Source organism: Arthrobacter mobilis (assembly GCF_012395835.1).
In the GTDB taxonomy this organism is placed as follows: Bacteria; Actinomycetota; Actinomycetes; order Actinomycetales; family Micrococcaceae; genus Crystallibacter; species Crystallibacter mobilis.
In genome coordinates this window covers 80,654-106,300 of the sequence record NZ_JAAZSQ010000009.1, presented here as the reverse complement: position 1 = coordinate 106,300, position 25,647 = coordinate 80,654, and the positions used below count along the sequence as shown (strand labels likewise).

Genomic DNA, 25,647 nt, shown 5'->3' with positions numbered 1-25,647 from the left:
GAGCACCCTGATGTGGTCTGATGGGAAACTGATGGACACTACAGCCAGCTCAGCAAACCATTCCGCGCCGCTCCCGCGGCTGATCAACTGGGAGCTGGCCGCCACCACGGCCGCCCGGCTCACGCCCGCCGGCCCGAAGCTCTCCGGCACGCAGATCCGCTCCGCCGTCGAGAACCTGCGCGGACTCGCCGACGTGTCCGTGGACCACGTGCACCGGATCACGGGCCTGGACGCGGCCCGGGACCTGCGCGATTCCCAGGTGCTGGTCGTGGACCGCGCCGCCTGGTCCAAGGCCAATGCCCGCAGCTTCGAGCTCATGCTGCAGCCGGCGCTGAAGGCACTGGCGGAGAAGCGGCCGGACCAGCTCAAGAGCGCCGCCACGGCCCTGGGCAGCGCGGTGACCGGGACGCAGATGGGCGCCATCCTCTCCTTCCTCTCCAGCAAGGTGCTCGGCCAGTACGATCCGTTCAGCGCGCTGCTGCCCGGCGGACCGGCCGGCGGCCGGCTGCTGCTGGTGGCGCCGAACATCATCGCCCTGGAGCAGGAACTGAACGTGGAGCCGGCCGATTTCCGGCTCTGGGTCTGCCTGCACGAGCAGACGCACCGGGTGCAGTTCGCAGCCGCCCCGTGGCTGCGCGCGCACATGCTCGAGCAGATCAGCGAGCTCTCCAGCAGCATTGCCGCCAAGGCCGACTCGCTCGGCGACCGCCTGCAGCAGGCGCTGAAGGTGCTGGCCTCCAGCGCCAAGGCCGCCGCCTCCGGGCAGGAACCGGCCGCCGGGGAGGGCGCCGCCGGCAGCCTGCTCGAGCTGTTCCGCGGGCCCGAGGAGAAGGCTGTCTTTTCGCACCTGACAGCGGTCATGAGCCTGCTCGAGGGCCATGCCAACGTGGTCATGGACGCGGTGGATGCCTCGGTGGTGCCCACCGTGAAGACCATCCGGCAGCGCTTCAACGCCCGCAGCAAGAACCGCTCGGCCCTGGAGAACTGGGTGCGGCGGCTGATGGGCCTGGACGCCAAGGCCCGGCAGTACACCGACGGCGCCAAATTCGTGCGCGCCGTGGTGGACAGGGTGGGCATGGAGGGCTTCAACCGGGTCTGGGAGCGGGCCGAAAACCTGCCGACCGAGCAGGAGATCCACCAGCCGGAGCTGTGGATCAGCCGCATGGACTATTCCCGGGCATGAGCCCGGAGGCCGGAACCACAAGGGCGCGCAAGCGGCGCCTGGACCCGCTGGTAGGCACCGCCCGCAACCACCTGCGCGCCGCCCTGGAGCTGCTGCCCGGGGCACCGGTGCCGGCCGCTGAGCCGCCGCTGCTGCTGGTGGCCTGCAGCGGCGGGCCTGATTCGCTGGCGCTGGCGGCGGTGACGGCCTACTTCGGCCGCCCGCGCCGGGACGGCACGCGCGCGTTCCGGGTCGGCGCCGTCGTCGTGGACCACGGGCTGCAGCCGGGCAGCGCTGCCGTCGCCGGGCGGACCCGGGCCCAGCTGGAACAGCTGGGCCTGGACCCGGTCCAGCTGCGCCGGGTCTCGGTCCAGGCCGCCGGGATGGGGCCGGAGGCCGCCGCCCGCACCGCCCGCTACGCGGCGCTGGAAGCGGCCGCCGCCGAGCTCGGGGCCGCGGCCGTGCTGCTCGGGCACACCCTGGACGACCAGGCCGAGCAGGTGCTGCTGGGCCTGGGCCGCGGATCCGGCACCCGCTCGCTGGCCGGCATGCCGGCCCGCCGCGGGCTCTTCCTGCGGCCGTTCCTGGAACTGCGCCGCACGGACACCGAACAGCTGTGCCGGATCGAGGGCCTGGCGCCCTGGCACGATCCGACGAACACCGACCCGGCGTACCTGCGCTCGCGGGTGCGCACCCGGGTGCTGCCGTTCCTCGAGGAGGAGCTGGGCCCCGGCGTGGCCCGGGCGCTGTGGCGCTCGGCCCGGATCCTGCGGGCCGACGCCGACTACCTGGACTCGCTGGCCAGTGCCGAGTACGCCAGGCTGCGCAGCGCCAGCGCCGAGGGCATCGAGCTGGACCGGGCCGGGCTGGCCGGGCTGCCGGATGCCATGCGGCACCGGGTGATCGCGCTCGCCGCGGCGGAGATGGGCGGGGAAAACCCCAGCTACGAGCGGCTGCTGGCGGCCGAAGCCCTGCTGCGCCGGCAGGGCTCGGCCGGCCCGGTGCAGCTGGCCGGCAAAGTCAGCGTCTACCGCAGGGTGCGCACGCAGCGGGTTCCCCAAGACGCACGCGGCTATGGCAATCTTGTGTTTAGGACAACCGGCCAACCGGCAGATCACTAAACGGGAGTAATTGGTGGAAACCAGCGACGTCCAGGCGGACCTCAAGCACGTTCTGTACAGCAGGGAACAGATCCAGCAGCGCATCGCCGAGCTGGCTGCCGACATCGACAAGGACTACGAGGGCCGCGAACTGCTCATCGTGGGCGTGCTCAAGGGTGCCGTGATGGTGATGGCCGACCTGGCCCGCGCGCTGCACAGCCACGTGAAGATGGACTGGATGGCGGTATCCTCCTACGGCTCCGGCACCCAGTCCTCGGGCGTGGTCCGGATCCTGAAGGACCTGGAAACGGACCTGATGGGCAAGCATGTGCTCATCGTCGAGGACATCATCGACTCCGGCCTGACCCTGTCCTGGCTGAAGACGAACCTGCTCTCCCGCGGCCCGGCCACGGTGGAGATCTGCACCTTGCTGCGCAAGCCTGCCGCGGCCAAGGTGGACCTGGACGTCAAGTACGTCGGCTTCGATATTCCCAACGAATTCGTGGTGGGCTATGGCCTGGATTTCGCGGAGAAGTACCGCAACCTGGATTTTGTGGGCACCCTCGCCCCGCACGTCTACGAGTAGGCTGCGGCCGGCGCCGGTGCCTTGCTTGTACGCCGAAAGGGAACTATTCTTCCCCGCCGTGCGTGATCCTTTCCGCACGGTGTATAGCTGTGTATAGCGGACCTATCAGCACCACGCGCTAGCAAGCAGGAGGACGGGGCGCCAAGCCCCCAAGACGCATGAAATTGAAGAACATTTTCAAGGGACCGATCTTCTGGATTGTGCTGGTCCTGGCAATCCTGCTGATCGCCGTGCCCAACCTGGCCGGCCCCCAGTCCACCCGCGTGGACACGAGCGTCGGCCTGCAGCTGCTGCGCGACAACCAGGCGCAGGAAGCGCGGATCAGCGACGGCGCGCAGAGCGTGGAGCTGACCCTGCGGGAAGACTATGTGGTCGACGGCGCGAACAAGGGCAGGAACATCACGTTCTTCTACAGCGTCCCGCGCGGGCCGGAAGTGGTCCAGGCGGTCAACGCCTCGAACGTGGAAAGCTTCACCGACCAGCCGATCGAGAACAACTGGTTCACCAGCTTCGTCAGCCTGATCCTGCCCATCCTGATCATCGGCCTGATCTTCTGGTTCCTGCTCTCGCGCATGCAGGGCGGCGGCTCGAAGGTCATGCAGTTCGGCAAGTCCAAGGCCAAGCTGATCTCCAAGGACATGCCGCAGGTCACCTTCGCGGACGTGGCCGGCGTGGACGAGGCAGTGGAGGAACTGCACGAAATCAAGGAGTTCCTGCAGGAACCGGCCAAGTTCCAGGCCGTCGGTGCCAAGATCCCCAAGGGTGTGCTGCTCTACGGGCCTCCGGGCACCGGCAAGACCCTGCTGGCCCGCGCCGTCGCCGGCGAGGCCGGCGTGCCCTTCTTCTCCATCTCCGGTTCGGACTTCGTGGAAATGTTCGTCGGTGTGGGTGCCTCGCGCGTGCGCGACCTGTTCGAGCAGGCCAAGGCCAACTCGCCGGCGATCATCTTCGTGGACGAGATCGACGCCGTCGGCCGGCACCGCGGCGCCGGCGTCGGCGGCGGCAACGACGAGCGTGAGCAGACGCTGAACCAGCTGCTGGTCGAGATGGACGGCTTCGACGTGAAGACCAACGTCATCCTGATCGCGGCGACCAACCGCCCGGACGTGCTGGACCCGGCGCTGCTGCGCCCGGGCCGCTTCGACCGCCAGGTCGCCGTCGAGGCCCCGGACCTGGAAGGCCGCGAGCGGATCCTGCAGGTGCACGCCGCCGGCAAGCCGATGGCCCCGGGCGTGGATCTGCGATCTTTGGCCAAGCGCGCCCCCGGCTTCACCGGGGCGGACCTGGCCAATGTCCTGAACGAAGCCGCCCTGCTCACCGCGCGGTCCAACGCCCAGCTGATCGACGACCGCGCCCTGGACGAGGCGATCGACCGCGTCATGGCCGGCCCGCAGAAGCGCTCCCGGGTGATGCGCGAGCACGAGCGCAAGATCACCGCCTACCACGAGGGCGGCCACGCCCTGGTCGCGGCCGCGCTGCGCAACACCGCCCCGGTCACCAAGGTCACCATCCTGCCGCGCGGCCGGGCACTGGGCTACACCATGGTGGTCCCCGAGGACGACAAGTACTCGATCACCCGCAACGAACTGCTGGACCAGCTCGCCTACGCCATGGGCGGCCGGGTCGCGGAGGAGATCGTCTTCCACGATCCGTCCACCGGTGCCTCCAACGACATCGAAAAGGCCACCGGCACTGCCCGCAAGATGGTCACCCAGTACGGCATGAGCGAACGCGTGGGTGCGGTGAAGCTGGGCCAGGGCGGCGGCGAGCCGTTCCTGGGCCGGGACATGTCGCACGAGCGCAACTATTCGGACCATGTCGCCTTCGTGGTCGACGAGGAGGTCCGCCGGCTGATCGACACCGCCCATGACGAGGCCTACGAGATCCTGACCGAGAACCGGGACGTGCTGGACCGGCTGGCCCTGGCCCTGCTCGAGCGCGAGACGCTGAACCAGGCCGAAATCGCCGAGATCTTCCAGGACCTGCGCAAGCGCGACGAGCGCCATGTCTGGCTGTCCAAGGAGACCCGCCCGGTCCACAAGCTGCCGCCGGTGCTGAGCCCGAAGGAGCGCGCCGAGGCGGCCCGGACCAACTCCGGCCGCGGCCAGTCGGTGCGCGAGGAGGGCCACGGCTCGGTCATTGTGGATCCGGCCCAGGGCGTGCCCGAGCTGCCCGGTGATGTGCCTCCGGGGTCGGGCAGCTAGGATCCTATGGTGACCGCATACGATGATGAGATCGCCGAGCTGGAAATTGACGCTACCGTCGACCTGGCCCGGATCGAGAAGGCCGTCCGCGAAATCCTGGTAGCCGTCGGGGAGGATCCGGACCGCGACGGGCTGGTCGAAACCCCGCGCCGGGTGGCCAAGGCCTACGCCGAGATGTTCGCCGGCCTGCACCAGGAACCCGCCGAGGTCCTGGCGGTGACCTTCGACATCGACCACGAAGAGCTGGTCCTGGTCAAGGACATCCCCTTCTACTCCACCTGCGAGCACCACCTGGTGCCGTTCCACGGCCTGGCCCACATCGGCTACATCCCCTCCGCGGACGGCAAGGTGACGGGCCTGAGCAAGCTGGCGCGGCTGGTGGAGATCTACGCGCGCCGGCCGCAGGTGCAGGAGCGGCTGACCACCCAGATCGTCGAGGCGCTCGAGGAGCACCTGGATCCGCGCGGGGCGATCGTCGTCATCGAGTGCGAGCATATGTGCATGTCCATGCGCGGGGTACGCAAGCCCGGCGCCAAGACGGTCACCTCCGCGGTGCGCGGACAGCTCCGGCAGCAGGCCACCCGGGCCGAGGCGATGAGCCTGATCCTCGGCCGGTAGGCGCACGCCCCGGCAGCAGGACCTTACGAACAGGAAGCGGTAGCAGACATTGATGGATTCACTTGCGGCAGTTCCCGGGACCGGACCGGCAACCTCCCCGCTGCCGGCCGTGCGCCAGGTGCGCGGGCCGAAGCGGTTTTCGGACCTGCCCGCGGACCGCGCGGTGGTCATGGCGATCCTCAACGTCACCCCGGACTCCTTCAGCGACGGCGGCGAACACGTCGACCGTGAGGCCGCCATCGCCCGCGGCCTCGCGCTGCACTACGGCGGGGCGGACATCATCGACGTGGGCGGCGAGTCCACCCGCCCCGGCGCCCGGCGGGTCAGCCCGGAGGAGGAGCAGGCCCGGATCCTGCCGGTCATCGAGGCGCTGGTGAAGGCCGGCGCGCTGGTCAGCGTGGACACCATGAACGTCTCCACCGCCCGTGCGGCCCTGGACGCCGGCGCCGCCATCATCAACGACGTCTCCGGGATGACCGTGGACGAGGCCATGCCGGCGCTGATTGCCGAACGCAAGGTCCCCTACGTGCTGATGCACCGCCGCGGCGACGCGCGCCACCAGGACCCGGACGCCCACTACGGCGACGTCGTGGCCGAGGTGCTCGCCGAGCTGGCCGGGCTGCGGGACAAGTTCACCGCCGCCGGCGTGGACCCGGAGCAGATCATCCTGGATCCGGGACTGGGCTTTTCCAAGACCGGTGAACACAACTGGGCGCTGCTGCGTGCCCTGCCGCAGTTCGCCGCGCTGGGCCACAAGGTGCTGGTGGGGGCCTCGCGCAAGCGGTTCCTGGGCACCCTGCTGTCCGCCGACGGCAAGGCGCCCGCGCCCAAGGAGCGCGACGGGGCCACCCTGGCCGTCACGGCGCTGGCGGCCGCCGGCGGGGCCTGGGGCGTGCGCGTGCACGACGCCGGCCCGAATCTGGACGCGGTCAAAGTCGCCGCCGCCTGGGCCGGGTAAGGCGATGGGGGCCGGGGGCGCGCGGCGCCCTGACATCATCAAGCTCAGCGGCATTTCCGCCGTCGGCTACCACGGCGTATTCGAGCACGAGCGCCGCGAGGGCCAGCAGTTCATCGCGGACATTGCCCTGCACACCGACATCCGCGCCGCGGCCGCCACCGACGATCTGGCGCGCACCTCCGACTACGGGGCGCTGGCCGGACAGGTCCGGGACATCATTGCCGGGGAGCCGGTGAACCTGGTCGAGACCCTGGCCGAGCGGATCGCCGGGCACGTGCTCGGCGCCTTCGCCGTCGGCGCGGTGGAAGTGACCGTGCACAAGCCGCAGGCCCCCATCGAGGTGCCCTTCTCCGACGTCACCGTCAGCATCTACCGGGAAAACCAGCCCGAAAACCACCGGGAGCACCGGCAGTGAGCGTCCGGGCGGTGCTGGCCCTGGGCAGCAACCTGGGCGAACGCAGCGACACCCTCTCGCTGGCCGTGGCGGATCTGGTGGACACCCCGCAGGTGCGGCTGCGCGAAGTCTCGCCGGTGGTGCAGACCAAGCCGGTGGGCGGGCCGGCGGGCCAGCCGGACTACCTGAACATGGTGGTCGAGGTCGAGACCGACCTGGCCCCGCTGGAGCTGCTGGCGCACTGCCAGGCGGTCGAGCACAAGCACCACCGCGTGCGCGAGGTCCGGTGGGGCCCGCGCACGCTGGACATCGACATCATCACCTACGGGGACCTGGTGATGGAGGACGAACGGCTGACCCTTCCGCATCCCCGGGCCGCCGGGCGCGCCTTCGTGCTGCAGCCGTGGGCCTGGATGGACCCGTCGGCCACGCTCAACGGCGTGCCGGTCGGCCAGCTGGCCGCGGCTGCCGCGGACCGGGACGGCCTGGAGCCCTTCGAGCCCGGGGACTGAACGGCGGACGATGGATACCGCAGCATGAGCACCATCCAATACCGCTGGCTCGGCCTGATCGTCCTCAGCGGCGGCGTGCTGGGCTGGCTGGCCAACCTGGTCACCATCCGCGGCTCGCTGCCGGTCCCCGTGCTGCACCTGAGCTCGCTGGTGACCATGGCCGCGGTCGTGGCCTTCACCCTGGCCCTGGGCCTGCGCGTGCGGCGCTGGCGCAACGGCAAGCGGGACCGCGAGCTGAACCCGGTGCTGGCCGCGCGCACGCTGGTGCTGGCCCAGGCCTGCGCGTACGCCGGCGCGCTGATCATCGGCTGGCACGCGGGCATCCTGCTGGACCAGCTGGCGCTGCTGGCCTTCCGGCCGGGCGGGCCGGTGCTCTGGCAGGTGCTGGCCATGATGGGCGCCGGGCTGGTCATGGTCGTCACCGGCCTGGTGGTCGAGCGGTTCTGCAAGCTGCCGCCCGAAGACCCCAATGCGCTCAAGGAAGCCACCGACGAGGGGCCCGAACCCGCCGGCGAGGGGGAGTATGCCTAGCGAGCCGATCGACCCGCCCGGGATCGGCTGGACCCGGGTCTCGCCCCGGTACATCACGGTGCGCCTGCTCGGCTGGGCCGCGGGCACGCTGCTGGCCCTGGCGGTCTCCAGCCTGCCGCTGTTCCTGCTGGCCGGGATGCTGCCCGGCTTTCCGCCGGTGCCGGCCTGGCTGCTGCCCGCGGCGGTGCTGGCGGTGGCGCTCTGGCGCGGGCTGCTGATCCCGCGGCAGGTCCGGGCCATCGGCTATGCCGAGCGCGACGAGGACCTGCTGATCCGCAGCGGCATTTTCTTCCAGCGGGTCATGGTGGTCCCCTACGGCAGGATGCAGTATGTGGACGTCTCCGTCGGGCCGGTGGAGCGGGCCTTCGGGCTGGCCTCGGTGAAGCTGCACACCGCCTCGCCGGCGACCAACGCCGCCATCCCGGGCCTGCCGGCCGCGGAGGCTGCGCGGCTGCGCGAACAGCTCTCGGCGCGCGGGCAGGCAAGGCTGGCCGGACTGTGAGCACCGCGGAGGGCGGACCGGCGGCCGGGCCGCTGGCGCCGGACGCGGCCGGGACCTGGCACCGGGTGCATCCGGTCTCCCCGCTGGTGCGCGGCTGGCTTGCGCTGGCGGCCATCGCCTATTTCTTCGGCCGGGACTGGTTCGAGACACTGTTCCGCGGGGACCAGCCCTGGGCGGCCTCCGGCGGCCGGATCGGCTGGACCGCCGCCGCCGCGGCCGCGGTGCTGCTCCTGCTGGTCGGCGGTTACCTGCTGTCCTGGTGGTTCACCCGGTTCCAGGTCACCAAGGACCACGTCCGGGTCACCTCCGGCGTGCTTTTCCGCCAGCACCGGCAGGCCCGCCTGGACCGGGTGCAGGCCATCGACATCGTCCAGCCGCTGCTGGCGCGCATCTTTGCCCTGGCCGAGCTGAAATTCGAGGTGGCCGACGCCGGTGAATCGGCGGTGCGGCTGGCCTACCTGCCGCTGGCCGACGCCCAGCGGCTGCGCGCGGCCATCCTTGCCCACGCCGCCGGCGTCGAATTGGATCCGGCGCACCCGGAGGAGGCCCCCGAGGCCCCCGAGCACCCGGTCCTCGAGGTGCCCGGCGGCCGGGTGGCAGGGGCCGCCTTCCTCTCGGGCACCACGGTGTTCCTGCTGCTGGTGGCCGGCGCCGCCGCGGCGCTGACGGCGGCCCTGGACGCCCCGGCGGCAGCGGCCGTGCTGCTCCCGGCGCTGTTCGGCGTCGGCGCCGGCTACTGGTCGTTCTTCAGCACCGCCTACAACTTCCGGGCCGCCATCTCCCCGGACGGGATCCGGCTGCGCTACGGGCTGCTGGAAACCCGCGCCCAGACGGTCCCGCCCGGGCGGGTGCAGGCGGTCTCGGTCTCGCAGCCGCCGCTGTGGCGGCTCAAGGGCTGGTACCGGATGCGGGTGAACGTGGCCGGCTACGGCGTGGCCGGGGAGAACGCCGCCGCCCGGACCACCCTGCTGCCGGTGGGCACCCGCGCCGACGTGATGCAGATGCTGGCCCTGGTGCTGCCGGACCCGGGTACCGAGGACCCGCTGGCCGTTTTTGCCGCCGGGCTGGACGGCACCGGCAGTGCCGGCGGCTTCCAGACCTCGCCGCCGCGGATGCGCTGGCTCTCGCCGCTGGCCTGGCGGCGCAACGGCTACGCCGCCACCGCGACGGCGCTGCTGATGCGCTCGGGGGCGCTCTGGCGCGAGCTGGTGGTGGTCCCGCACGAGCGAACCCAGTCGATGGCACTGCACCAGGGCCCGCTGGCCCGCCGGCTGGGGGTGGCGGACCTGCGGCTGCACACCACCGTGGGACCGGTGGATCCGCGGGTGCTGCAGATCGACGCCGCCGCGGCCCGGCGGCTCTTCGACGAGCAGGCGGCCCGCGCCGCCGCGGCCCGGCGGGCCGGCCGGCCCGAACGCTGGCTGGAGGCCCCGCCGCAGGCCGGCCCCCCGGACCAAGCCCTCCGGGCAGAAGAACAGCCCGGGGAACGGGCCGGCGGCGGGACAGCCCCCCGGGGAGCAGGCAGGATGGAAGGCGGGAACAGCGCCGGACCGGAAGACGGAGGAACACAGGACCATGGCAGAGGCTAAGCCCGGGCGGCTGGGGATCGGCGTTGTCGGTGCCGGCAAGGTTGGCGCGGTCCTGGGCGCGGCGCTGCGCGCGGCCGGGCACGCCGTCGTCGGGGTCTCGGCGGTGTCCGCGGCCAGCCGGGAGCGGGCCGCCGTCCTGCTGCCGGGCGTGCCGGTCCTGCCGGTGCCGGAGGTCGTCGAGCGCGCCGAACTGGTCCTGCTGGCGGTGCCGGACGACGCCCTGCCCGACCTGGTGTCCGGGCTGGCCGGCACCGGCGCCTGGCAGCCGGGGCAGCTGGTGGTGCACACCAGCGGCCGCCACGGCACCGGCGTGCTGGCGCCGGCCCGCGCCAAGGGAGCCATTCCGCTGGCCATCCACCCGGCAATGACCTTCACCGGGATGAGCCTGGACCTGGCCCGGCTCCCCGACTGCTCCTTCGGCGTCACCGCCGACCGGGCGGTGCTGCCGATCGCCCAGGCGCTCGTGGTGGAAATGGGCGCCGAGCCGGTGGTGGTCGAGGAACGCGACCGGCCGCTGTACCACGCGGCACTCGCCCATGCGTCCAACCACCTGGTGACCATTGCCGCCCAGGCCGCGCAGCTGCTCGGCGCCGCCGGCATCGAGAGGCCGGACCGGCTGCTGGGACCGCTGATGCGCGCCTCGCTGGAGAACGCGCTGGCCTCCGGCGAGGCCGCACTGACCGGGCCGGTGGCGCGCGGGGACGCCGGCACGGTGCGCGTGCACCGGGACGCGCTGCTGGGCTTCGAGGTCGGCGGCGGGGCCACGGACATCCGCCAGGCCTACGAGGAACTGGCCCGGGCCACGGCCAAGCGCGCGCTCGCCCGCGGCCTGCTCAAGGACGAGACAGCCACAACCATCCTGGACGTGCTCTCACCCCACAGGACACCCCCGGCCGCTCAGGAGGATATGCAGTGAGCACCCGCCCGCACCTTGCCACTACCCAGGCGGAGCTGAAGGAAGCCAGCGCCGAGCTGCTGCGCACCGCCGCCGGCAGGCACCGGTCGGGCCGGGCCAGCCAGGGGCTGGTGCCGACCATGGGCGCCCTGCACGCCGGCCACGCGGCCCTGGTGCGCGCCGCGCGCGCAGCCAACGACGTCGTCGTCGCCTCCATCTTCGTGAACCCGCTGCAGTTCGGCGAGGCCGCCGACCTGGACCGCTACCCGCGCACGCTGGAGGCGGACCTGGACGTGCTGGCCGCCGCCGGCGCCGACATTGCCTTCGCCCCGGCGGTGGAGGAAGTCTACCCGGGCGGGGAGCCGCTGGTGCGGGTGTGCGCGGGGGCGCTGGGGGAGAAGCTCGAGGGTGCCTCCCGGCCCGGGCATTTCGACGGCGCGCTGACCGTGGTGGCCAAGCTGCTGCACTACGGGCTGCCGGCGCTGCCGGCGGACTACCGGGCCTACTTCGGGCAGAAGGACGCCCAGCAGCTGGCCCTGGTCCGGCGGATGGTGGCGGACCTGGACTTCCCGGTGGAGATCGTCGGGGTGCCGCTGGTGCGCGACGCGGACGGGCTGGCGCTCTCGAGCCGCAACCGCTTCCTCTCCGCCGCCGAGCGCGAGGCCGCCCTGGTGCTCCCGCGCAGCCTGCACTACCTGCAGGGGCAGGCCCGGCGGAACGAGCCGCTGGACATCCCCGGGGCGCTGGCGATGATCGCCTCGGTGCCGCAGGTTCAGCTGGACTACCTGGAAGTGGTGGATCCGGACACCCTGGAGCCGCTGGCCTTCAACTGCCAGGACACGCCCTTCACCGGCCAGGCGCTGGCGTTGGTGGCGGCCCGGGTGGGGAAGGTGCGCCTGATCGACAACGTGAGGCTGGGCGAATAGGAGCCGGTGTGGCAGGGGCGGTACCCTAGACTACTGTGACTGCCGAAAACACCGCCGCCGCCAGGACCACCGACACCAGCGACCAGCGCCAGGTGCGGATGGACAAGCGCGCGGAGCTGCTGGCCGCCGGCCGCGAGGCCTACCCGGTCGGGGTGCCGCGCACGCACTCGCTGCACGAGGTCCGCGAAGGCTGGGCCGGCCTGGAGCCCGGCGAGGAAACCCAGGACGAGGTCGGCGTCGTCGGGCGCGTGGTGTTCCTGCGCAACACCGGCAAGCTGTGCTTCGCCACCCTGCAGGAAACCGGGGCGCAGGGCGAGGCGGTCCGGCTGCAGGCCATGCTCTCGCTGGCCAATGTCGGCGAGGAAGCGCTGGCGGACTGGAAGCACCTGGTGGACCTGGGCGACCACGTCTTCATCCGCGGCCGGGTGGTCTCCTCCCGCCGCGGCGAACTGTCGGTCATGGCCGCCGAATGGCAGATGGCCTCCAAGGCGCTGCGCCCGATGCCGGTGCTGCACGCGGACCTGAACGAGGAGACCCGCGTCCGCCAGCGCTACGCCGACCTGATCGTGCGCGACGAGGCCCGCGAGATGATCTACACGCGCGACGCCGTCACCCGAGCGGTCCGCGACACCCTGCACGGTCTCGGCTACGTCGAGGTCGAGACCCCGGTCCTGCAGCTGGTGCACGGCGGGGCCGCCGCCCGGCCGTTCCGGACCCACCTGAACGCCTTCGACCAGGACATGACCCTGCGCATTGCCACCGAGCTGTACCTGAAGCGGGCCATGGTCGGCGGCATCCCGCGCGTGTTCGAGATCGGCCGGCTGTTCCGCAACGAGGGTGTGGACTCCACGCACTCCCCGGAATTCACCACCTTGGAGTGCTACGAGGCGTACGCGGACCAGTTCGTGATGGCCGGACGGATCAAGGAAATCATCCTCAATGCCGCCGACCGGATCGGCACCCGCCGCATCGAAACCCCCAAGGGCGTCATCGACCTGGACGGCGAGTGGCGCTGGTTGGGCGTCTACCCCGGTCTGTCCGAGGCCGTGGGCGAGGAAATCACGCCGGAAACCAAGGGGCACGTGCTGCGCGAGATTGCCGCCAAGCACGGGGTCAAGGTCGAACCGCAGTGGGATACGCAGAAGATCGTCATCGAGCTCTTCGGCGAGATCGTCGAGCCCACACTGCTGCAGCCGACCTTTGTCTACGACTACCCGCCGGCCGCACAGCCGCTGGCGCGCGACCACCGGGAGAAGCCCGGCCTGATCGAGGCCTGGGACCTGATCATCGGCGGCATGGAGCGCGGCACCGCGTTCTCGGAACTGATCGACCCGGTCATCCAGCGCGAGCGGCTGGTGGAGCAGTCCCGCAAGGCCGCCTCGGGCGACCACGAGGCGATGCAGCTGGACGAGGACTTCCTGCGCGCCCTCGAGTACGGTGCGCCGCCCATGGGCGGCATCGGCCTGGGCATTGACCGGCTGGTAATGCTTTTCACCCAGACGGGAATCCGGGAGACCATCCTGTTCCCGCTGCTGAAGCCTGAATTGGGATAGATTGATGGAATATCTGTGGGTGCTGGCCCCGTCCGCCGGGGTTGGATTGCTGTTCTACATCGCCATGAAGGCGCTCTTTAATGCCGACCGCAAGGAACGCCAGGCATTGGCCGAGGCCGAGCGGGAGGCGGAATCGGGGACCGGACCGGCCGCCGGCAATTACCGGCAGGATTCCGGACCGGATTCCGGAACCCGGGCCGGATAATCCGGCCAGGGCGCTCCTTGGAGGTTGCCCGGCCCCGGCAATTGCCGGAAATCAAAGCCGGTGCCCGCATGCGGGCACCGGCTTTGTGCTGTCCGGGCAGGTTCCATTAGGGCCTGCGGCGTTATGATAATTGTGTGCGGGTAATTCCCTTCGAACAACAAACGCCGCAACCAATCTGCGCAGCCAAACTCCGCATCAGCCATTAAGCCGCTGTTGCCCCGGAATGGGCCATGGGACATAATCAGATTGGTTTAGCGGGGTTTACCCGTTTGCTTGGACATATCTGATTGGCCGGAAATAAAGGAGCCGTTTATGGCGCGTGAACTGGTGGTTGTCCTGACCGATGACCTCGACGGCGGAAAAGCCGATGAAACCGTGCACTTCAGCCTGGATTCGAAAAACTATGTGATCGACCTGAGTGCGGCCAATGCCAAGGCACTGCGCGAGGCGCTCAAGCCTTTCGTGGCCAAGGCGCGCGAAGACACGCCCCGCAAGGAAGCCGCAGGCCGCGGCGTCAAGGCCAAGGGCGGGACGGCCGGCCGCGGCCACAGCGCGTCGGCGGTGCGGGCCTGGGCCAGGGAAAACGGCTACAAGGTCAGCGACCGCGGCCGGGTGCAGTCCGAAATCCTCACGGCCTACCAGCAGGCTGTCGGCAGCTGACGGCCTGCACCGGCAGCCGGTACTGCAGGTCCTGCGCCGGCGGAATTCCGGCAGCCGGCAGGAGGCGGGCAGCCAATGCCCGCCTCCTGCCGCGTCCGCGGGCCGCTTCCGGTCATTTTCCCCCTAGGGCGAACAGGCCCTCACAATCGCTTCCCGGGCACGTAGCATCAAAGTACGCAGTAGCTAGGAGTGTGCGAGATGTTTGAGAGATTTACCGACCGTGCCCGTCGCGTTGTCGTGCTGGCTCAAGAAGAAGCCCGCATGCTCAACCACAACTACATTGGTACCGAACACATTCTTCTCGGCCTGATTCACGAGGGCGAGGGAGTGGCGGCGAAGGCACTGGAGTTCCTCGGTGTCACGCTCAACGGTGTCCGCGAACAGGTCCAGGAGATCATCGGCCAGGGCCAGCAGGCGCCGAGCGGCCACATTCCGTTCACTCCCCGGGCCAAGAAGGTGCTTGAGCTCTCGCTGCGCGAGGCGCTGCAGCTGGGCCACAACTACATTGGCACCGAGCACATCCTGCTGGGCCTGATCCGTGAGGGCGAAGGCGTGGCCACCCAGGTGCTGGTCAAGCTCGGCGCGGACCTGAACCGCGTCCGCCAGCAGGTCATCCAGCTGCTCTCGGGCTACCAGGGCAAGGAGCCGGTCTCGGCCGGCACCCCGCAGCAGGAAGGTGCCCCGGCCGGGTCGGTGGTGCTGGACCAGTTCGGCCGCAACCTGACCCAGGCTGCCCGCGAAGGCAAGCTGGACCCGGTGATCGGGCGCGAGCACGAGATGGAACGCGTCATGCAGGTCCTCTCCCGCCGCACCAAGAACAACCCGGTGCTCATCGGCGAGCCCGGCGTCGGCAAGACCGCCGTCGTCGAAGGCCTGGCGCAGTCCATTGTGCGCGGCGACGTGCCGGAGACCATCAAGGACAAGCAGCTCTACACCCTGGACCTCGGGTCCCTGGTGGCCGGCTCCCGCTACCGCGGCGACTTCGAAGAGCGACTGAAGAAGGTCCTCAAGGAGATCCGCACCCGCGGGGATATCATCCTTTTCATCGACGAGATCCACACCCTGGTCGGTGCCGGTGCCGCCGAAGGCGCCATCGACGCCGCGTCGATCCTCAAGCCCATGCTGGCCCGCGGCGAGCTGCAGACCATCGGGGCCACCACGCTGGACGAATACCGCAAGCACATTGAAAAGGACGCCGCCCTGGAGCGGCGCTTCCAGCCGATCCAGGTGCAGGAGCCCTCGGTGGAGCATACCGTGCATATCCTGCGCGGCCTGCGCGACCGCTACGAGGCCCACCACCGCGTCTCCATCACCGACGGGGCGCTGGAGGCGGCGGCCAGCCTGGCGCACCGCTACATCTCGGACCGGTTCCTGCCGGACAAGGCGATCGACCTGATCGACGAGGCCGGCGCGCGCCTGCGCATCCGCCGAATGACCGCCCCGCCGGAGCTGAAGGACATCGACGAGCGGATCGCGGACCTGAAGAAGCGCAAGGAGTCGGCCATCGACGCCCAGGACTTCGAAGGTGCCGCGGCGCTGCGCGACCGGGAAAGCAAGCTGCAGGACGAGCGCGCCGCCAAGGAACGGGCGTGGAAGTCCGGCGACCTGGACGAGATCGCCGAGGTGGACGAGGACCTGATTGCCGAGGTGCTTGCCAACTCCACCGGCATCCCGGTGTTCAAGCTGACCGAGGAAGAGTCCTCGCGGCTGCTGCACATGGAGGAGGAGCTGCACAAGCGCGTGGTTGGCCAGGACGAGGCGATCAAGGCGATCTCCCAGGCTATCCGGCGCACCCGCGCCGGCCTGAAGGACCCGAAGCGTCCGGGCGGCTCGTTCATCTTCGCCGGCCCCACCGGCGTGGGCAAGACTGAGCTGGCCAAGGCGCTGGCGGAGTTCCTCTTTGGCGAGGAAGACGCGCTGATCACCCTGGACATGTCCGAGTACTCGGAGAAGCACACGGTCTCGCGCCTCTTCGGTGCCCCTCCGGGCTACGTTGGCTACGAGGAGGGCGGCCAGCTGACCGAGAAGGTCCGCCGCCGGCCGTTCTCCGTGGTGCTCTTCGACGAGGTCGAGAAGGCCCACGCGGACCTGTTCAACTCGCTGCTGCAGATCCTTGAAGACGGCCGTCTGACGGACAGCCAGGGCCGTGTGGTGGACTTCAAGAACACGGTCATCATCATGACCACGAACCTGGGCACCCGGGACATCTCCAAGGGCGTCATGACCGGCTTCCAGTCGGGCACGGACACCCGGACCGGCTACGAGCGGATGCGCGCCCGGGTCCAGGATGAGCTCAAGCAGCACTTCCGGCCCGAGTTCCTCAACCGCGTCGATGACACCGTGGTGTTCCCGCAGCTGTCCGAGCCGGAGATCGTGGAGATCGTGGACCTGTTCATCACCCGGCTGCGCAAGCGGCTGGCGGACAAGGGCATGACCATCGAGCTGACCCCCGCGGCCAAGACCCTGCTGGCCCACCGCGGCTATGATCCGACCATGGGGGCCCGGCCGCTGCGCCGGACCATCCAGCGCGAGATCGAGGACCAGCTCTCGGAGAAGATCCTCTTCGGCGAGATCCGGCACGGCGAGACGATCCACGTCGACGTCGAGGGCGAAGGCGACGCCGCGAAGTTCACCTTCACCAGCACGGGGGCGCCCAAACCGCTGGAGAAGGCCCCGGATACCCCGGCGCTTTCCCAGTAGCACCTCCACGCCCCAGCCGCTGCGCAGCAGGCCGGAGCCCCGGACCACCGGGGTTCCGGCCTGCTCTTTCATGCCCCGCGGCTATGATGGCCGCATGACTTCTGAAACGGTTATTTCCAACCAGGCCGGGGGCCGGAGGCAGCAGACAGCGCAGTCCGCCGCAGCCGCCCGCCCGGCCACGCCGTTCCACGATTTGGAGCACTACATCGCCCTGCCGCGGCTGAGCACCCTGGCCCTGAGCGCGGACGGGACCCGGCTGGTCACCGCCGTCACCACGCTGGACAGCAAGGCAACCGGCTACACCACCGCCCTGTGGGAACTGGACCCCGCGGGCGTGCAGCCGGCGCGGCGGCTCACCCGCAGCGCCAAGGGGGAGGCCGGTGCCGCCTTCGCGCGCAACGGGGACCTGCTGTTCACCTCGGCCCGCCCCGGACCGGACGCCGAAGCGGACGGGGAGGACACGCCCGCCGCCCTGTGGGTGCTCCCCGCCGCCGGCGGGGAAGGCTCCCTGCTGCTCTCCCGGCCCGGCGGCGTCGGCGCGGTTTGGGCTGCCCGGGACGCGGACACCGTGGTGGTCACCGCCGAGGTGCTGGCCGGCTCTGCGGACGAGCAGGACGACGCCGACCGGCGCAAGGCACGCAAGGACCGGAAGGTCGGCGCCATCCTGCACTCCGGCTATCCGGTGCGCTTCTGGGACCGCGACCTCGGCCCGTCCCAAACCCGGCACTTCGTCCTGGAACCGGAGCCCGGACCGGACGACGCCGGCCTGCCCGGCACCACCGACGCGCAGCCGCCGCTGCGGCTGCGCAACATCACCCCGGACGCCGGTGCGGCACTGCTGGAGACCGGTGCGGTGCTGAGCCCGGACGGCGGCACGCTGCTGACCGGGTTCCGCATCCCGCTGGGTCGGGGCGACACGCGCAGCGTACTGGCGGCGGTGGACACGGCCACCGGCGGCCGGCACATCCTGCTCGACAGCGCCGACGCCGACTACCAGCCGGGCCCGGTCAGCCCGGACGGCACCACCGCCGTCGTGGTCCGCGAACTGATCCCGGGGCCGGAGCGCATCCCGGAGGTCGCGCTCGGGCTGGTGCCCCTGGCCGGCGGGGAGTTCACCCCGCTCGCCGCCGAATGGGACCGCTGGCCCAGCCCGGCAGGCTGGCTGCCGGACGGCTCGGCGGTGGTGGTGACCGCCGACGAGGACGGCAGGACGCCGGTGTTCCTGGTGGATGCCTCCTCCGGCGCCGTCCGCCGGGTCACCGCCGACGACGCGGCCTACAGCGACGTCGTCGTCAGCCCGGACGGCCGGTACGCCTACGCGCTGCGCAGCAGCTACCTGTTCCCGCCCGAGCCGGTGCGCATCGACCTGGCCACCGGCCGGACCGAGCCGCTGCCCTCGCCGGCGGACCGGCCGCAGCTGCCCGGCCGGTTGGAGGAAGTCGAAGCCGGCGCGCCGGACGGTACCCGGGTGCGCGCCTGGCTGGTCCTGCCGGCGGAGGCCTCCGCCGCGGATCCGGTCCCGCTGCTGTTGTGGGTGCACGGCGGCCCGCTCGGCTCCTGGAACGCCTGGAACTGGCGCTGGTGCCCGTGGGTCCTGGCCGCCCGCGGCTACGCGGTGCTGCTGCCGGATCCGGCCCTGTCCACCGGCTACGGCAGGGATTTCGTGCGCCGCGGCTGGGGCAGGTGGGGCCAGGAACCGTACACGGACCTGATGGCCGTCACCGACGAGGCAGTGAAGCGCCCGGACATCGACGCCGGGCGCACCGCGGCCATGGGCGGATCCTTCGGCGGCTATATGGCCAACTGGATCGCCGGGCACACGGACAGGTTCCGGGCCATCGTCAGCCACGCGAGCCTGTGGGCGCTGGACCAGTTCGGCCCCACCACCGACGTGTCCACCTATTGGGAGAAGGAAATGACGGCCGCCATGGCGGAAGCCAATTCCCCGCACCTGCACGTCGGGCAGATCCGCACGCCGATGCTGGTGATCCACGGGGACAAGGACTACCGGGTCCCGATCGGGGAGGGCCTGCGGCTTTGGTACGAACTGCTCTCGCGCTCGGGCCTGCCGGCGGACGGCCAGGACGGCACGGCGCACCGTTTCCTGTACTTCCCGGACGAGAACCACTGGGTGCTCAGCCCGCAGCACGCGCGCGTCTGGTACGCGGTCGTCGAGCACTTCCTGGCCCGGCACGTGCTCGGCCGGGATACCGGCCTGCCGCCCGAACTGGGACTCTAACTCCCGCACCCGGTGGACAGCGGGCGATAGCTGCCGGGCAACTACCGGCCGGCTTGTGGCGCGGGGGAGGGCTGGAGGCCGGCGGGGCCGAGGAGCAGGGCCAGCTGCGGCGCCGCTCCCGGGCACTGCGGGCCGTTGGGGTAGGCCAGGGCCGCCTCGGCGGACAGCGGCCCGTACGTGCGCCGGGAGCCGTCCGGGGCGGTGACGGCGGCGCTGACCTGGACCGGGCCGGCGGCCAGGGCAGGGACCTCGGCGAAGCCGGCCAGCGTCCCGTCCGGGCTCATGGTTGCCGAGCAGGGCCGCTCGGCGTCCGCGCTCCCGGGGCCGCTGGCCGGTGCGCACTGCCCGCCCACCGCCGTGCTGCCGGGGAAGAGCCTGGGCTCCGCTGTCGTGCACCTGCCCTGCTGGCAGAGCCGCAGCTGCACGCTGCGGACCGCTGCCGCAGTGTCGGCGGCGACGGTGAGCGAGACCCCGCGCAGGGCGGCGATTTCGGTGCAGGCCCGGCCGGTGCCGCCGGGCTGGCCGCAGGCGGCGAGCCACAGGACGGCGGCGGCCGCCAGCTGCAGCCGGAGCTTGCGGCCCGGGTGCCTCCGGCCTGGGGCGGGCACGTTCATAATGCGCTCATCTTAGGGGCCGGAAGGCCCGGCAGCCACGCTCAGGCCGGCAGCCGGACGCCGGCCGGGGACGCCTCGGCGAGGCCGTCCGCCAGCAGCCCGTCCAGGCAGCGGGCCAGCTGCTCGTCGCTGGCGTTCAGCTGGCGCAGCCGGTTCAGCTCGGCCTGGACGCCGCCGGGGGATTCCGCCGTGCCGGCGGTGACCAGGTCCACCGAACCGAGCAGCAGCCCGGGCAGGACCGGCGCCGTCGCCTTGCGCAGCACCGCCATCATCGCCCCGCGCACCTGCCGGTCGGTCCCCGCCCAGGCCTGGCCCCTGGGCACGTGGCGCGGTTCCGGCCGCCCGGCGGCCACCCAGGCGCATTCATCCAGTACCGGGCACTGTCCGCATTTGGGCGACCGGGCGGTGCAGATGAGCGCGCCCAGTTCCATCACGCCGGCGTTCCAGGCCTTGGCGCCGGTCTCACCGGGCATCAGGGCCTGGGCCAGCCGCATCTCCGCGGCCGTGAGCGACGGCGCCGGCAGCGCCTCGCCGCTGACCAGCCGGGCGTGCACCCGGCGGATGTTCGTGTCCACCACGGTTTCCGGGGCATCGAAGGCGAAGGAGGCGATCGCGGCCGCCGTGTAGGTGCCCACCCCCGGCAGCGCGAGCAGTTCCGGGTAGGTCCGCGGCACCGCGCCGCCGTGGTTTTCGACGATGGCCGCCGCGGCGGCGTGCAGCCGCAGCGCCCGCCGCGGGTAGCCCAGCCGGCCCCAGGCCCGCACCGCCTCGCCGCTGGGTTCGGCGGCCAGCGCCGCCGGGGACGGCCAGCGCTGCATCCACTGCTCCCATACCGGCAGCACCCGGGAAACCGGAGTCTGCTGCAGCATGAATTCGCTGACCATAACGCCCCAGGGCCCGCAGCCCGGTTCCCGCCAGGGCAGCGGCCGGGCGGCGGCGTCGAACCAGGCGGCAATCCGGCGGTGCAGCAGGCCGGCATCGGGGAGAGCCGGCGCCGCGCCGGCCGGTACGGCGGCACGCGGGGCGGGGACAGGCATGGGCCTCCTAGCATCTGGTCACCAATACTGTACTGCCCGGCGTGGTGCGGCGCTCCCCGGGCCCTTGAATCCTTAGCCTTAAGGCATGGCAGGAAACGGAGGCGGTCCGGCGCGCGGACGCGGCGGCACACCCGCTTCCCGGCGGTCCCCGGCCTCCGGTTCCGGAACCGGTGCGCCCCGGATCGTGGCCCGGAACAGTCCTGCCGTCTACCGGCGGCGCCGGCTCGCCGTCCTGGTGCTGGCGGTGCTGGTGCTGGCGCTGCTTGCGGGCACCGGCTTCTGGGTCGCCAGCCTCTTCGGCCCCGACCGGCCGGCCGCCGCCGTGCCGGAACCCGGACCCGGGACGGCTCCGCCGGCGCAGCCTGCCCCCGGTGCCTCCACCGGGCCGGCGTCGGCCTGCCCGGAGTCCCAGGTGGTGCTGCGCGCGTCCACGGACCAGCAGGCCTACGGCCCCGGCAGCAACCCGCTGCTGATCATGGAAGTGGCCAACGAAGGCGACTTCCCCTGCGAGCTGAACGTCGGCACCGATGCGATGGAATTCGTGGTCACCAGCGGCGAGGACAGGATCTTCTCCTCCAAGGACTGCGAGGTGGACCCGGGCGAGCTGCTGCTGACCATCGAGCCGGGCAAGAGCGAACGGGCGCAGTTCACCTGGCAGCGCAACCGCAGCGCCCCGGGCTGCACCCCGGTCGAGGCCAATCCCCAGCCGGGAACCTACGTGCTGGTGACCAAGCTGGATGAACGGACCAGCAACAAGGCAGTCTTCGAGCTGCGCTGACCTTTAACCGGCCGGACGGTAACCGGCCGGAGGGGACAGGGCCCGTCCGGCCGGCTAGATGAACCGGTCGAGCAGGCTGGTTTCGGCGATCCGGGAGAGCCCCTCGCGCACCGTCCGGGCGCGCTGCTCGCCGATGCCGTCCACGGCCATCAGGTCGTCGATATTGGCAGCCATCAGGTGCTGCAGGCCGCCGAAGTGGCTCACGAGGCGGTCGGCCACCGCCCGCGGCACGGACTTGATGCCGGCCAGCAGCCGGTAGCCCAGCGGCTGGACCACTGCCTCCAGGGAGTCCATGCCGGGCCGGAAGCCCACCACGCTGGCGATGCGGCCCAGGTCGATCAGGTCGGTTGAGCTGAACCCGCGCAGCATCTCCAGCGCCGACTCGACGTCCACCCCGCCCTTGATGTCCGCGTAGTCGCGCAGGACCATTTCGCTGTCCGGGCCCAGGCCCGAGGTCAGTTCGTCCAGCTGGAGGGAGAGCAGGCGCCCGTCGACGCCGAGCTCAAGCACGTACTGGGAGATTTCCTCGGAGATGCGCCGGACCATCTCCTGACGCTGCAGCGTGACCGCGACGTCGCGGACCGTGACCATGGCCTCGATCTCCAGAGCGGAGAGCGAATTGGTGACCTGGTCCAGCCTGGCCCGGTAGCGTTCGAGCGTGGCCAGGGCCTGGTTGGCGCGGGCCAGTACCGGCTCGGAGCCTTCGAGCACGTGGCGGATGCCGGCCACGTACAGGGCAATGATCTGCATGGACTGGCTGACCGAGATGACCGGCAGGCCGGTCTGGATGGCCACGCGCTCGGCCGTGCGGTGGCGCGTCCCCGACTCCTGGGTGGGGATGGACGGATCCGGCACCAGCTGGACGGCGGCCTTGACGATGCTGGCAGCTTCCCGGTCGCAGACGATGGCCCCGTCCATCTTGGCCAGCTCGCGCAGCCGGGTGGGGGTGAAGCCGATGCCGATGTCGAACCCGCCGCTGCACATGGCCTCGACCTGCTTGTCGTAGCCGAGCACGATCAGCGCCCCGGTGCGCCCGCGCAGGATGCGCTCGAGCCCGTCGCGCAGCGCGGTGCCGGGGGCAACGCGCGCCAAGGTAGCCTTGAGGGCGTCCTCGGGGCTCTTGACCATGGAATGGTTCCTTCGGGGAGGCGGGCATGGGTCAGGGCCGCTCCCGGCGGGAACAGCTACTAGGCAGAATACTATTGACAGCCTGTGTTTGCCTTAGCGGCCGGGGCGGCCCTTCCGTGGCGCTGGCGCGCCACGGAGGGACCCTGCTGCCCCCGGCCCTAGCCGGCGCTGCGCAGGCCGGAGCGGGACGGGCCGGCGAAGAGCAGGTCCAGCGCCTCGGCGACGGTCTGGACTTCCTTCACGCGGAAGCCCGGAGGGATCTGGCCGGCCCCGTTGGGCGAGGCGGGCACGATGGCGTACTGGAAGCCGAGGCGTTCGGCCTCCAGGATCCGGCGGTTGATGCCCGGCACCGGGCGGACCTCCCCGGCCAGGCCGACCTCGCCGAAGGCGATCATCCGCGCCTGCAGGGGCTTGTTGTTCTTGGCCGAGGCGATGGCCAGCACGGTGGCCAGGTCCGTGGCCGGTTCGCTGAGCTTGACCCCGCCCACGGTGGCCACGTAGCTGTCGTCCTTGTGCAGGGACATGGCGGCGCGGCGCTGCAGCACCGCCATCATCATGGCTACCCGCGAGGAGTCCAGCCCGCTGGTGGCCCGGCGCGGCTGTGCGTTGGAGGTCTCGGCCAGCAGGGCCTGGACCTCGGCGACCAGCGGCCGCCTGCCTTCCAGGGTCACCGTGATGCAGGTGCCCGAGACCGGGGTGCTGGTCGGGGAGATGAACAGCCCGCTCGGATCCGCCAGCCCCTCGATGCCGGCTTCGGTCAGGTCGAAGCAGCCCACCTCGTCCGTGGGGCCGTAGCGGTTCTTCACGGCCCGGACCAGGCGCAGCCTCGAGTGGCGTTCGCCGTCGAACTGGCAGACCACGTCCACCAGGTGCTCCAGCAGCCGGGGGCCGGCGATCGAGCCGTCCTTGGTCACATGGCCCACCAGCACCGTGGCCATATTGCGGTTCTTAGCGGCATTGATCAGGGACGCCGCCACCTCGCGCACCTGGGTCACCCCGCCGGCGGCCCCTTCCACCGCGGCGCTGCTGAGGGTCTGCACCGAGTCCACCACCAGCAGGGCCGGATCCACCTGCTCGATGTGCCCGAGCGCGATGCCCAGGTCCGTCTCGGCGGCCAGGTAGAGCGAGTCCGCGACCGCGCCGATCCGCTCGGCCCGCAGCTTCACCTGGGCGGCGGATTCCTCCCCGGTTACGTACAGCACGTCCCGGCCGGCTGAAGCCACCCGGGCGGCGACGTCCAGCAGCAGGGTGGACTTGCCCACGCCGGGCTCTCCGGCCAGCAGGATCACGGCCCCGGGCACCAGGCCGCCGCCGAGCACCCGGTCCAGTTCGCCCACGCCGGTGGCCTGGAAGGCCGCGCTCGTCGCGTCCACCTCGGCAATCCGCCGGGCCGGCCTGGCCACGGTGGCCGCCGCCGTCGTGCGCGCGGCGACCTGGCCGGTTTCCTCCACGGTTCCCCAGGCCTGGCACTCGCCGCACCGCCCCACCCACTTCACGGTGGTCCAGCCGCACTCGGCACAGCGGTAGGCGGGGGCCTTGGAACGGGCGGACTTCGAACTCATGGAATCAGGCTAGCGGAGCCTTCGGACAGTATTGGACGCGGGAACCGGCGGCACCGGCTACAACCTGGGCAGGTAGTCGACGGCCTCGTCGTGGGCCAGGCCGGTGGCCTCGAGCAGGTCCACCATCAGCGGCCGGAACACCATCACCAGCCCCTCGCCCTCCAGGGTCTGCACGCCCAGCGAACGCGGATGCAGCCGGGTGGCCACGTCGGCGAACTCCTGGCGGGCGTGCCGCAGCCTGCGTTCCCGGGCCCCGGGGTCCGGATCGGAGAGCCCGGCAGCCAGCACGTCCACGGCATCCGCCGTCTCCTGCAGCAGGGCGGCCAGCGAATCGATGGCCTCGTCCGACATGGCCGCATGGTTGATCGCGGAGGTGAGCCGGCGGGAGAAGACCCGGCTGTTGCGCATGGCCAGGTCGATGCAGCCGGCCGCCCGGTGCAGGTCCACCACTTCCTCCCGGTGCCGGCGGTAGGCCGGGGCGATTCTGGCCACCTCGCGCGCACTCGTGAAACTGTTGCGCACCTCGTCGATCAGCGGCTGCGAGCTGCGGGCGCGGACCAGCGCGTGCCAGGCGGCGGTCGCGTCGCTCTGGGCCAGCGCGGCGGCGCAGCCGCGGAGCACGGCAGCCAGTTCGGAGAGCAGTTTCTGCAGCTGGATCTTCGGTTCGGTCCGCGGGTCGCCGGGCACCAGCATGGTGACCAGCAGCGCAAAGGCGCCGCCGACGACGGCGTCGAGGCTGCGGGTGAACGGCCCGCCGGCCGGCGCCGGCAGCAGCATCACGAGGGCGGACTGCAGGGCCAGCTGGGTGGTGAAGATCACGCCGCTGTCCAGGAAGCGGGCCAGCAGCACGGAGAGCAGCATGACGACGCCGGCCTGCCAGATCCCGGCTCCTAGCACGTGCAGGAGCAGGTCGCCGACGGCAATGCCCAGCGTGCAGCCGACGGCGACTTCCAGCACCTTGCGCAGGCGCGGCCCCTTGCCGAAGCCCAGGGCGATCAGCGCCGAGGTGGCGGCGAAGATCGGTCCCTGGTGGCCCAGCAGGCGTTCGGCCACCACGTAGGCCCCGACCGCGCAGAACGTGATCCGCAGCGCGGGCCCGATGGAGCTTTGGCTGCGCCGCAGGCCCACGCGGATCCGTTTGCGTGCGAAGGCGCGGGCCTCTCTCAGGCGGCTGCCGGCAGTCATGGAACCAGC

The 25,647-nt window shown here is 71.3% G+C and carries 24 protein-coding genes; 19 read left to right on the top strand and 5 right to left on the bottom strand.

Translation table 11 applies throughout. The annotated features are described in order from the left end of the window. The first annotated feature begins 31 nt into the window (after nt 1-31). The 18 genes from HGG74_RS11190 to HGG74_RS11105 all read left to right on the top strand — a co-directional run bounded on the left by HGG74_RS11190 (nt 32) and on the right by HGG74_RS11105 (nt 19,334). Nucleotides 32-1,183 (top strand): Rv3626c family coenzyme F420 biosynthesis-associated protein, encoded by a 1,152-nt coding sequence (locus tag HGG74_RS11190; RefSeq protein WP_168486425.1) that lies wholly within the window; start codon nt 32-34, stop codon nt 1,181-1,183. After that, complete coding sequence (gene tilS / locus HGG74_RS11185) at nt 1,180-2,283, top strand: tRNA lysidine(34) synthetase TilS (RefSeq protein WP_168486424.1); 1,104 nt, start codon at nt 1,180-1,182, stop codon at nt 2,281-2,283. The genes HGG74_RS11190 and tilS overlap by 4 nt, the downstream gene beginning before the upstream one ends. A 13-nt stretch (nt 2,284-2,296) precedes the next feature. Continuing rightward, the gene (gene hpt, locus HGG74_RS11180; protein WP_168486423.1) at nt 2,297-2,848 is read left to right on the top strand and encodes a hypoxanthine phosphoribosyltransferase; all 552 of its coding nucleotides are present in this window, start codon (nt 2,297-2,299) and stop codon (nt 2,846-2,848) included. Between the two features lie 158 nt (nt 2,849-3,006). Beyond that, nucleotides 3,007-5,052, top strand: coding sequence for an ATP-dependent zinc metalloprotease FtsH (gene ftsH, locus HGG74_RS11175; protein ID WP_168486422.1), 2,046 nt, complete (start codon nt 3,007-3,009; stop codon nt 5,050-5,052). Nucleotides 5,053-5,058: 6 nt separating this feature from the next. After that, complete coding sequence (folE, locus tag HGG74_RS11170; protein ID WP_168486421.1) at nt 5,059-5,670, top strand: GTP cyclohydrolase I FolE; 612 nt, start codon at nt 5,059-5,061, stop codon at nt 5,668-5,670. 52 nt (nt 5,671-5,722) lie between these two features. Continuing rightward, on the top strand, nt 5,723-6,628 hold the full coding sequence (folP, locus tag HGG74_RS11165) for a dihydropteroate synthase (protein WP_168486420.1): 906 nt from the start codon (nt 5,723-5,725) through the stop codon (nt 6,626-6,628). A gap of 4 nt (nt 6,629-6,632) precedes the next feature. Continuing rightward, nucleotides 6,633-7,043 carry a dihydroneopterin aldolase gene (gene folB / locus HGG74_RS11160; protein ID WP_168486419.1) on the top strand — a complete coding sequence of 137 codons (411 nt, stop codon included), beginning with the start codon at nt 6,633-6,635 and terminating at the stop codon, nt 7,041-7,043. Then, nucleotides 7,040-7,534 carry a 2-amino-4-hydroxy-6-hydroxymethyldihydropteridine diphosphokinase gene (folK, locus tag HGG74_RS11155; protein ID WP_168486418.1) on the top strand — a complete coding sequence of 165 codons (495 nt, stop codon included), beginning with the start codon at nt 7,040-7,042 and terminating at the stop codon, nt 7,532-7,534. The genes folB and folK overlap by 4 nt, the downstream gene beginning before the upstream one ends. A gap of 24 nt (nt 7,535-7,558) precedes the next feature. Further along, nucleotides 7,559-8,065, top strand: coding sequence for a DUF3180 domain-containing protein (locus HGG74_RS11150; RefSeq protein WP_168486417.1), 507 nt, complete (start codon nt 7,559-7,561; stop codon nt 8,063-8,065). Continuing rightward, a complete protein-coding gene (locus tag HGG74_RS11145; RefSeq protein ID WP_168486416.1) occupies nt 8,058-8,567 on the top strand; it encodes a PH domain-containing protein in 510 nt (169 codons plus the stop codon). The genes HGG74_RS11150 and HGG74_RS11145 overlap by 8 nt, the downstream gene beginning before the upstream one ends. Continuing rightward, nucleotides 8,564-10,156, top strand: coding sequence for a PH domain-containing protein (locus HGG74_RS11140; protein WP_168486415.1), 1,593 nt, complete (start codon nt 8,564-8,566; stop codon nt 10,154-10,156). The genes HGG74_RS11145 and HGG74_RS11140 overlap by 4 nt, the downstream gene beginning before the upstream one ends. Continuing rightward, nucleotides 10,143-11,072, top strand: a complete 930-nt coding sequence (locus HGG74_RS11135) for a Rossmann-like and DUF2520 domain-containing protein (protein ID WP_168486414.1) — start codon at nt 10,143-10,145, stop codon at nt 11,070-11,072. The genes HGG74_RS11140 and HGG74_RS11135 overlap by 14 nt, the downstream gene beginning before the upstream one ends. Continuing rightward, entirely contained in the window at nt 11,069-11,977 is a 909-nt protein-coding gene (panC, locus tag HGG74_RS11130) for a pantoate--beta-alanine ligase (RefSeq protein ID WP_168486413.1), read from the top strand. Before HGG74_RS11135 ends, panC begins: the two co-directional genes overlap by 4 nt. 35 nt (nt 11,978-12,012) lie before the next feature. Beyond that, nucleotides 12,013-13,530, top strand: a complete 1,518-nt coding sequence (lysS, locus tag HGG74_RS11125; protein WP_168486412.1) for a lysine--tRNA ligase — start codon at nt 12,013-12,015, stop codon at nt 13,528-13,530. Nucleotides 13,531-13,534: 4 nt separating this feature from the next. Beyond that, nucleotides 13,535-13,735: a hypothetical protein gene (locus tag HGG74_RS11120; RefSeq protein ID WP_168486338.1), complete on the top strand. Its 201-nt coding sequence runs from the start codon at nt 13,535-13,537 to the stop codon at nt 13,733-13,735. Between the two features lie 312 nt (nt 13,736-14,047). Beyond that, nucleotides 14,048-14,395, top strand: coding sequence for a histone-like nucleoid-structuring protein Lsr2 (locus HGG74_RS11115; protein ID WP_168486411.1), 348 nt, complete (start codon nt 14,048-14,050; stop codon nt 14,393-14,395). A 198-nt stretch (nt 14,396-14,593) separates the two neighbouring features. Beyond that, complete coding sequence (locus tag HGG74_RS11110) at nt 14,594-17,095, top strand: ATP-dependent Clp protease ATP-binding subunit (RefSeq protein ID WP_168486410.1); 2,502 nt, start codon at nt 14,594-14,596, stop codon at nt 17,093-17,095. A 94-nt stretch (nt 17,096-17,189) separates the two neighbouring features. After that, complete coding sequence (locus HGG74_RS11105) at nt 17,190-19,334, top strand: S9 family peptidase (protein ID WP_168486409.1); 2,145 nt, start codon at nt 17,190-17,192, stop codon at nt 19,332-19,334. Between the two features lie 41 nt (nt 19,335-19,375). Here HGG74_RS11105 and HGG74_RS11100 read toward each other — a convergent pair whose 3' ends face one another. Together HGG74_RS11100 and HGG74_RS11095 are read right to left on the bottom strand one after the other, a co-directional pair. Continuing rightward, on the bottom strand, nt 19,376-19,948 hold the full coding sequence (locus HGG74_RS11100) for a hypothetical protein (RefSeq protein WP_168486408.1): 573 nt from the start codon (nt 19,946-19,948) through the stop codon (nt 19,376-19,378). A 41-nt stretch (nt 19,949-19,989) separates the two neighbouring features. Beyond that, nucleotides 19,990-20,985: an iron-sulfur binding domain-containing protein gene (locus HGG74_RS11095; protein WP_168486407.1), complete on the bottom strand. Its 996-nt coding sequence runs from the start codon at nt 20,983-20,985 to the stop codon at nt 19,990-19,992. A gap of 85 nt (nt 20,986-21,070) precedes the next feature. Here HGG74_RS11095 and HGG74_RS11090 point away from each other — a divergent pair, with 85 nt between their 5' ends. Then, nucleotides 21,071-21,763, top strand: coding sequence for a hypothetical protein (locus HGG74_RS11090; RefSeq protein WP_168486406.1), 693 nt, complete (start codon nt 21,071-21,073; stop codon nt 21,761-21,763). Nucleotides 21,764-21,817: 54 nt separating this feature from the next. Here the strand turns inward: HGG74_RS11090 and disA are convergent, their stop codons facing one another. From disA to HGG74_RS11075, 3 genes are all read right to left on the bottom strand, one after another. Continuing rightward, nucleotides 21,818-22,891, bottom strand: coding sequence for a DNA integrity scanning diadenylate cyclase DisA (gene disA, locus HGG74_RS11085; protein ID WP_168486405.1), 1,074 nt, complete (start codon nt 22,889-22,891; stop codon nt 21,818-21,820). 158 nt (nt 22,892-23,049) lie between these two features. Next, nucleotides 23,050-24,453 (bottom strand): DNA repair protein RadA, encoded by a 1,404-nt coding sequence (radA, locus tag HGG74_RS11080; RefSeq protein ID WP_168486404.1) that lies wholly within the window; start codon nt 24,451-24,453, stop codon nt 23,050-23,052. Nucleotides 24,454-24,510: 57 nt separating this feature from the next. Then, on the bottom strand, nt 24,511-25,638 hold the full coding sequence (locus HGG74_RS11075; RefSeq protein ID WP_168486403.1) for an FUSC family protein: 1,128 nt from the start codon (nt 25,636-25,638) through the stop codon (nt 24,511-24,513). Nucleotides 25,639-25,647: the final 9 nt, after the last annotated feature.

Bases quoted from the DNA above. Each gene is read 5' to 3' on its own strand.
- HGG74_RS11105 (WP_168486409.1), top strand. From the start codon at position 17,190: ATGACTTCTGAAACGGTTATTTCCAACCAGGCCGGGGGCCGGAGGCAG.
- HGG74_RS11150 (WP_168486417.1), top strand. From the start codon at position 7,559: ATGAGCACCATCCAATACCGCTGGCTCGGCCTGATCGTCCTCAGCGGC.
- tilS (WP_168486424.1), top strand. From the start codon at position 1,180: ATGAGCCCGGAGGCCGGAACCACAAGGGCGCGCAAGCGGCGCCTGGAC.
- ftsH (WP_168486422.1), top strand. From the start codon at position 3,007: ATGAAATTGAAGAACATTTTCAAGGGACCGATCTTCTGGATTGTGCTG.
- HGG74_RS11090 (WP_168486406.1), top strand. From the start codon at position 21,071: ATGGCAGGAAACGGAGGCGGTCCGGCGCGCGGACGCGGCGGCACACCC.
- HGG74_RS11100 (WP_168486408.1), bottom strand. From the start codon at position 19,948: ATGAACGTGCCCGCCCCAGGCCGGAGGCACCCGGGCCGCAAGCTCCGG.
- folE (WP_168486421.1), top strand. From the start codon at position 5,059: ATGGTGACCGCATACGATGATGAGATCGCCGAGCTGGAAATTGACGCT.
- HGG74_RS11190 (WP_168486425.1), top strand. From the start codon at position 32: ATGGACACTACAGCCAGCTCAGCAAACCATTCCGCGCCGCTCCCGCGG.
- HGG74_RS11075 (WP_168486403.1), bottom strand. From the start codon at position 25,638: ATGACTGCCGGCAGCCGCCTGAGAGAGGCCCGCGCCTTCGCACGCAAA.
- HGG74_RS11135 (WP_168486414.1), top strand. From the start codon at position 10,143: ATGGCAGAGGCTAAGCCCGGGCGGCTGGGGATCGGCGTTGTCGGTGCC.
- folB (WP_168486419.1), top strand. From the start codon at position 6,633: ATGGGGGCCGGGGGCGCGCGGCGCCCTGACATCATCAAGCTCAGCGGC.
- radA (WP_168486404.1), bottom strand. From the start codon at position 24,453: ATGAGTTCGAAGTCCGCCCGTTCCAAGGCCCCCGCCTACCGCTGTGCC.
- HGG74_RS11145 (WP_168486416.1), top strand. From the start codon at position 8,058: ATGCCTAGCGAGCCGATCGACCCGCCCGGGATCGGCTGGACCCGGGTC.
- folP (WP_168486420.1), top strand. From the start codon at position 5,723: ATGGATTCACTTGCGGCAGTTCCCGGGACCGGACCGGCAACCTCCCCG.
- HGG74_RS11110 (WP_168486410.1), top strand. From the start codon at position 14,594: ATGTTTGAGAGATTTACCGACCGTGCCCGTCGCGTTGTCGTGCTGGCT.
- HGG74_RS11095 (WP_168486407.1), bottom strand. From the start codon at position 20,985: ATGCCTGTCCCCGCCCCGCGTGCCGCCGTACCGGCCGGCGCGGCGCCG.
- HGG74_RS11115 (WP_168486411.1), top strand. From the start codon at position 14,048: ATGGCGCGTGAACTGGTGGTTGTCCTGACCGATGACCTCGACGGCGGA.
- HGG74_RS11120 (WP_168486338.1), top strand. From the start codon at position 13,535: ATGGAATATCTGTGGGTGCTGGCCCCGTCCGCCGGGGTTGGATTGCTG.
- disA (WP_168486405.1), bottom strand. From the start codon at position 22,891: ATGGTCAAGAGCCCCGAGGACGCCCTCAAGGCTACCTTGGCGCGCGTT.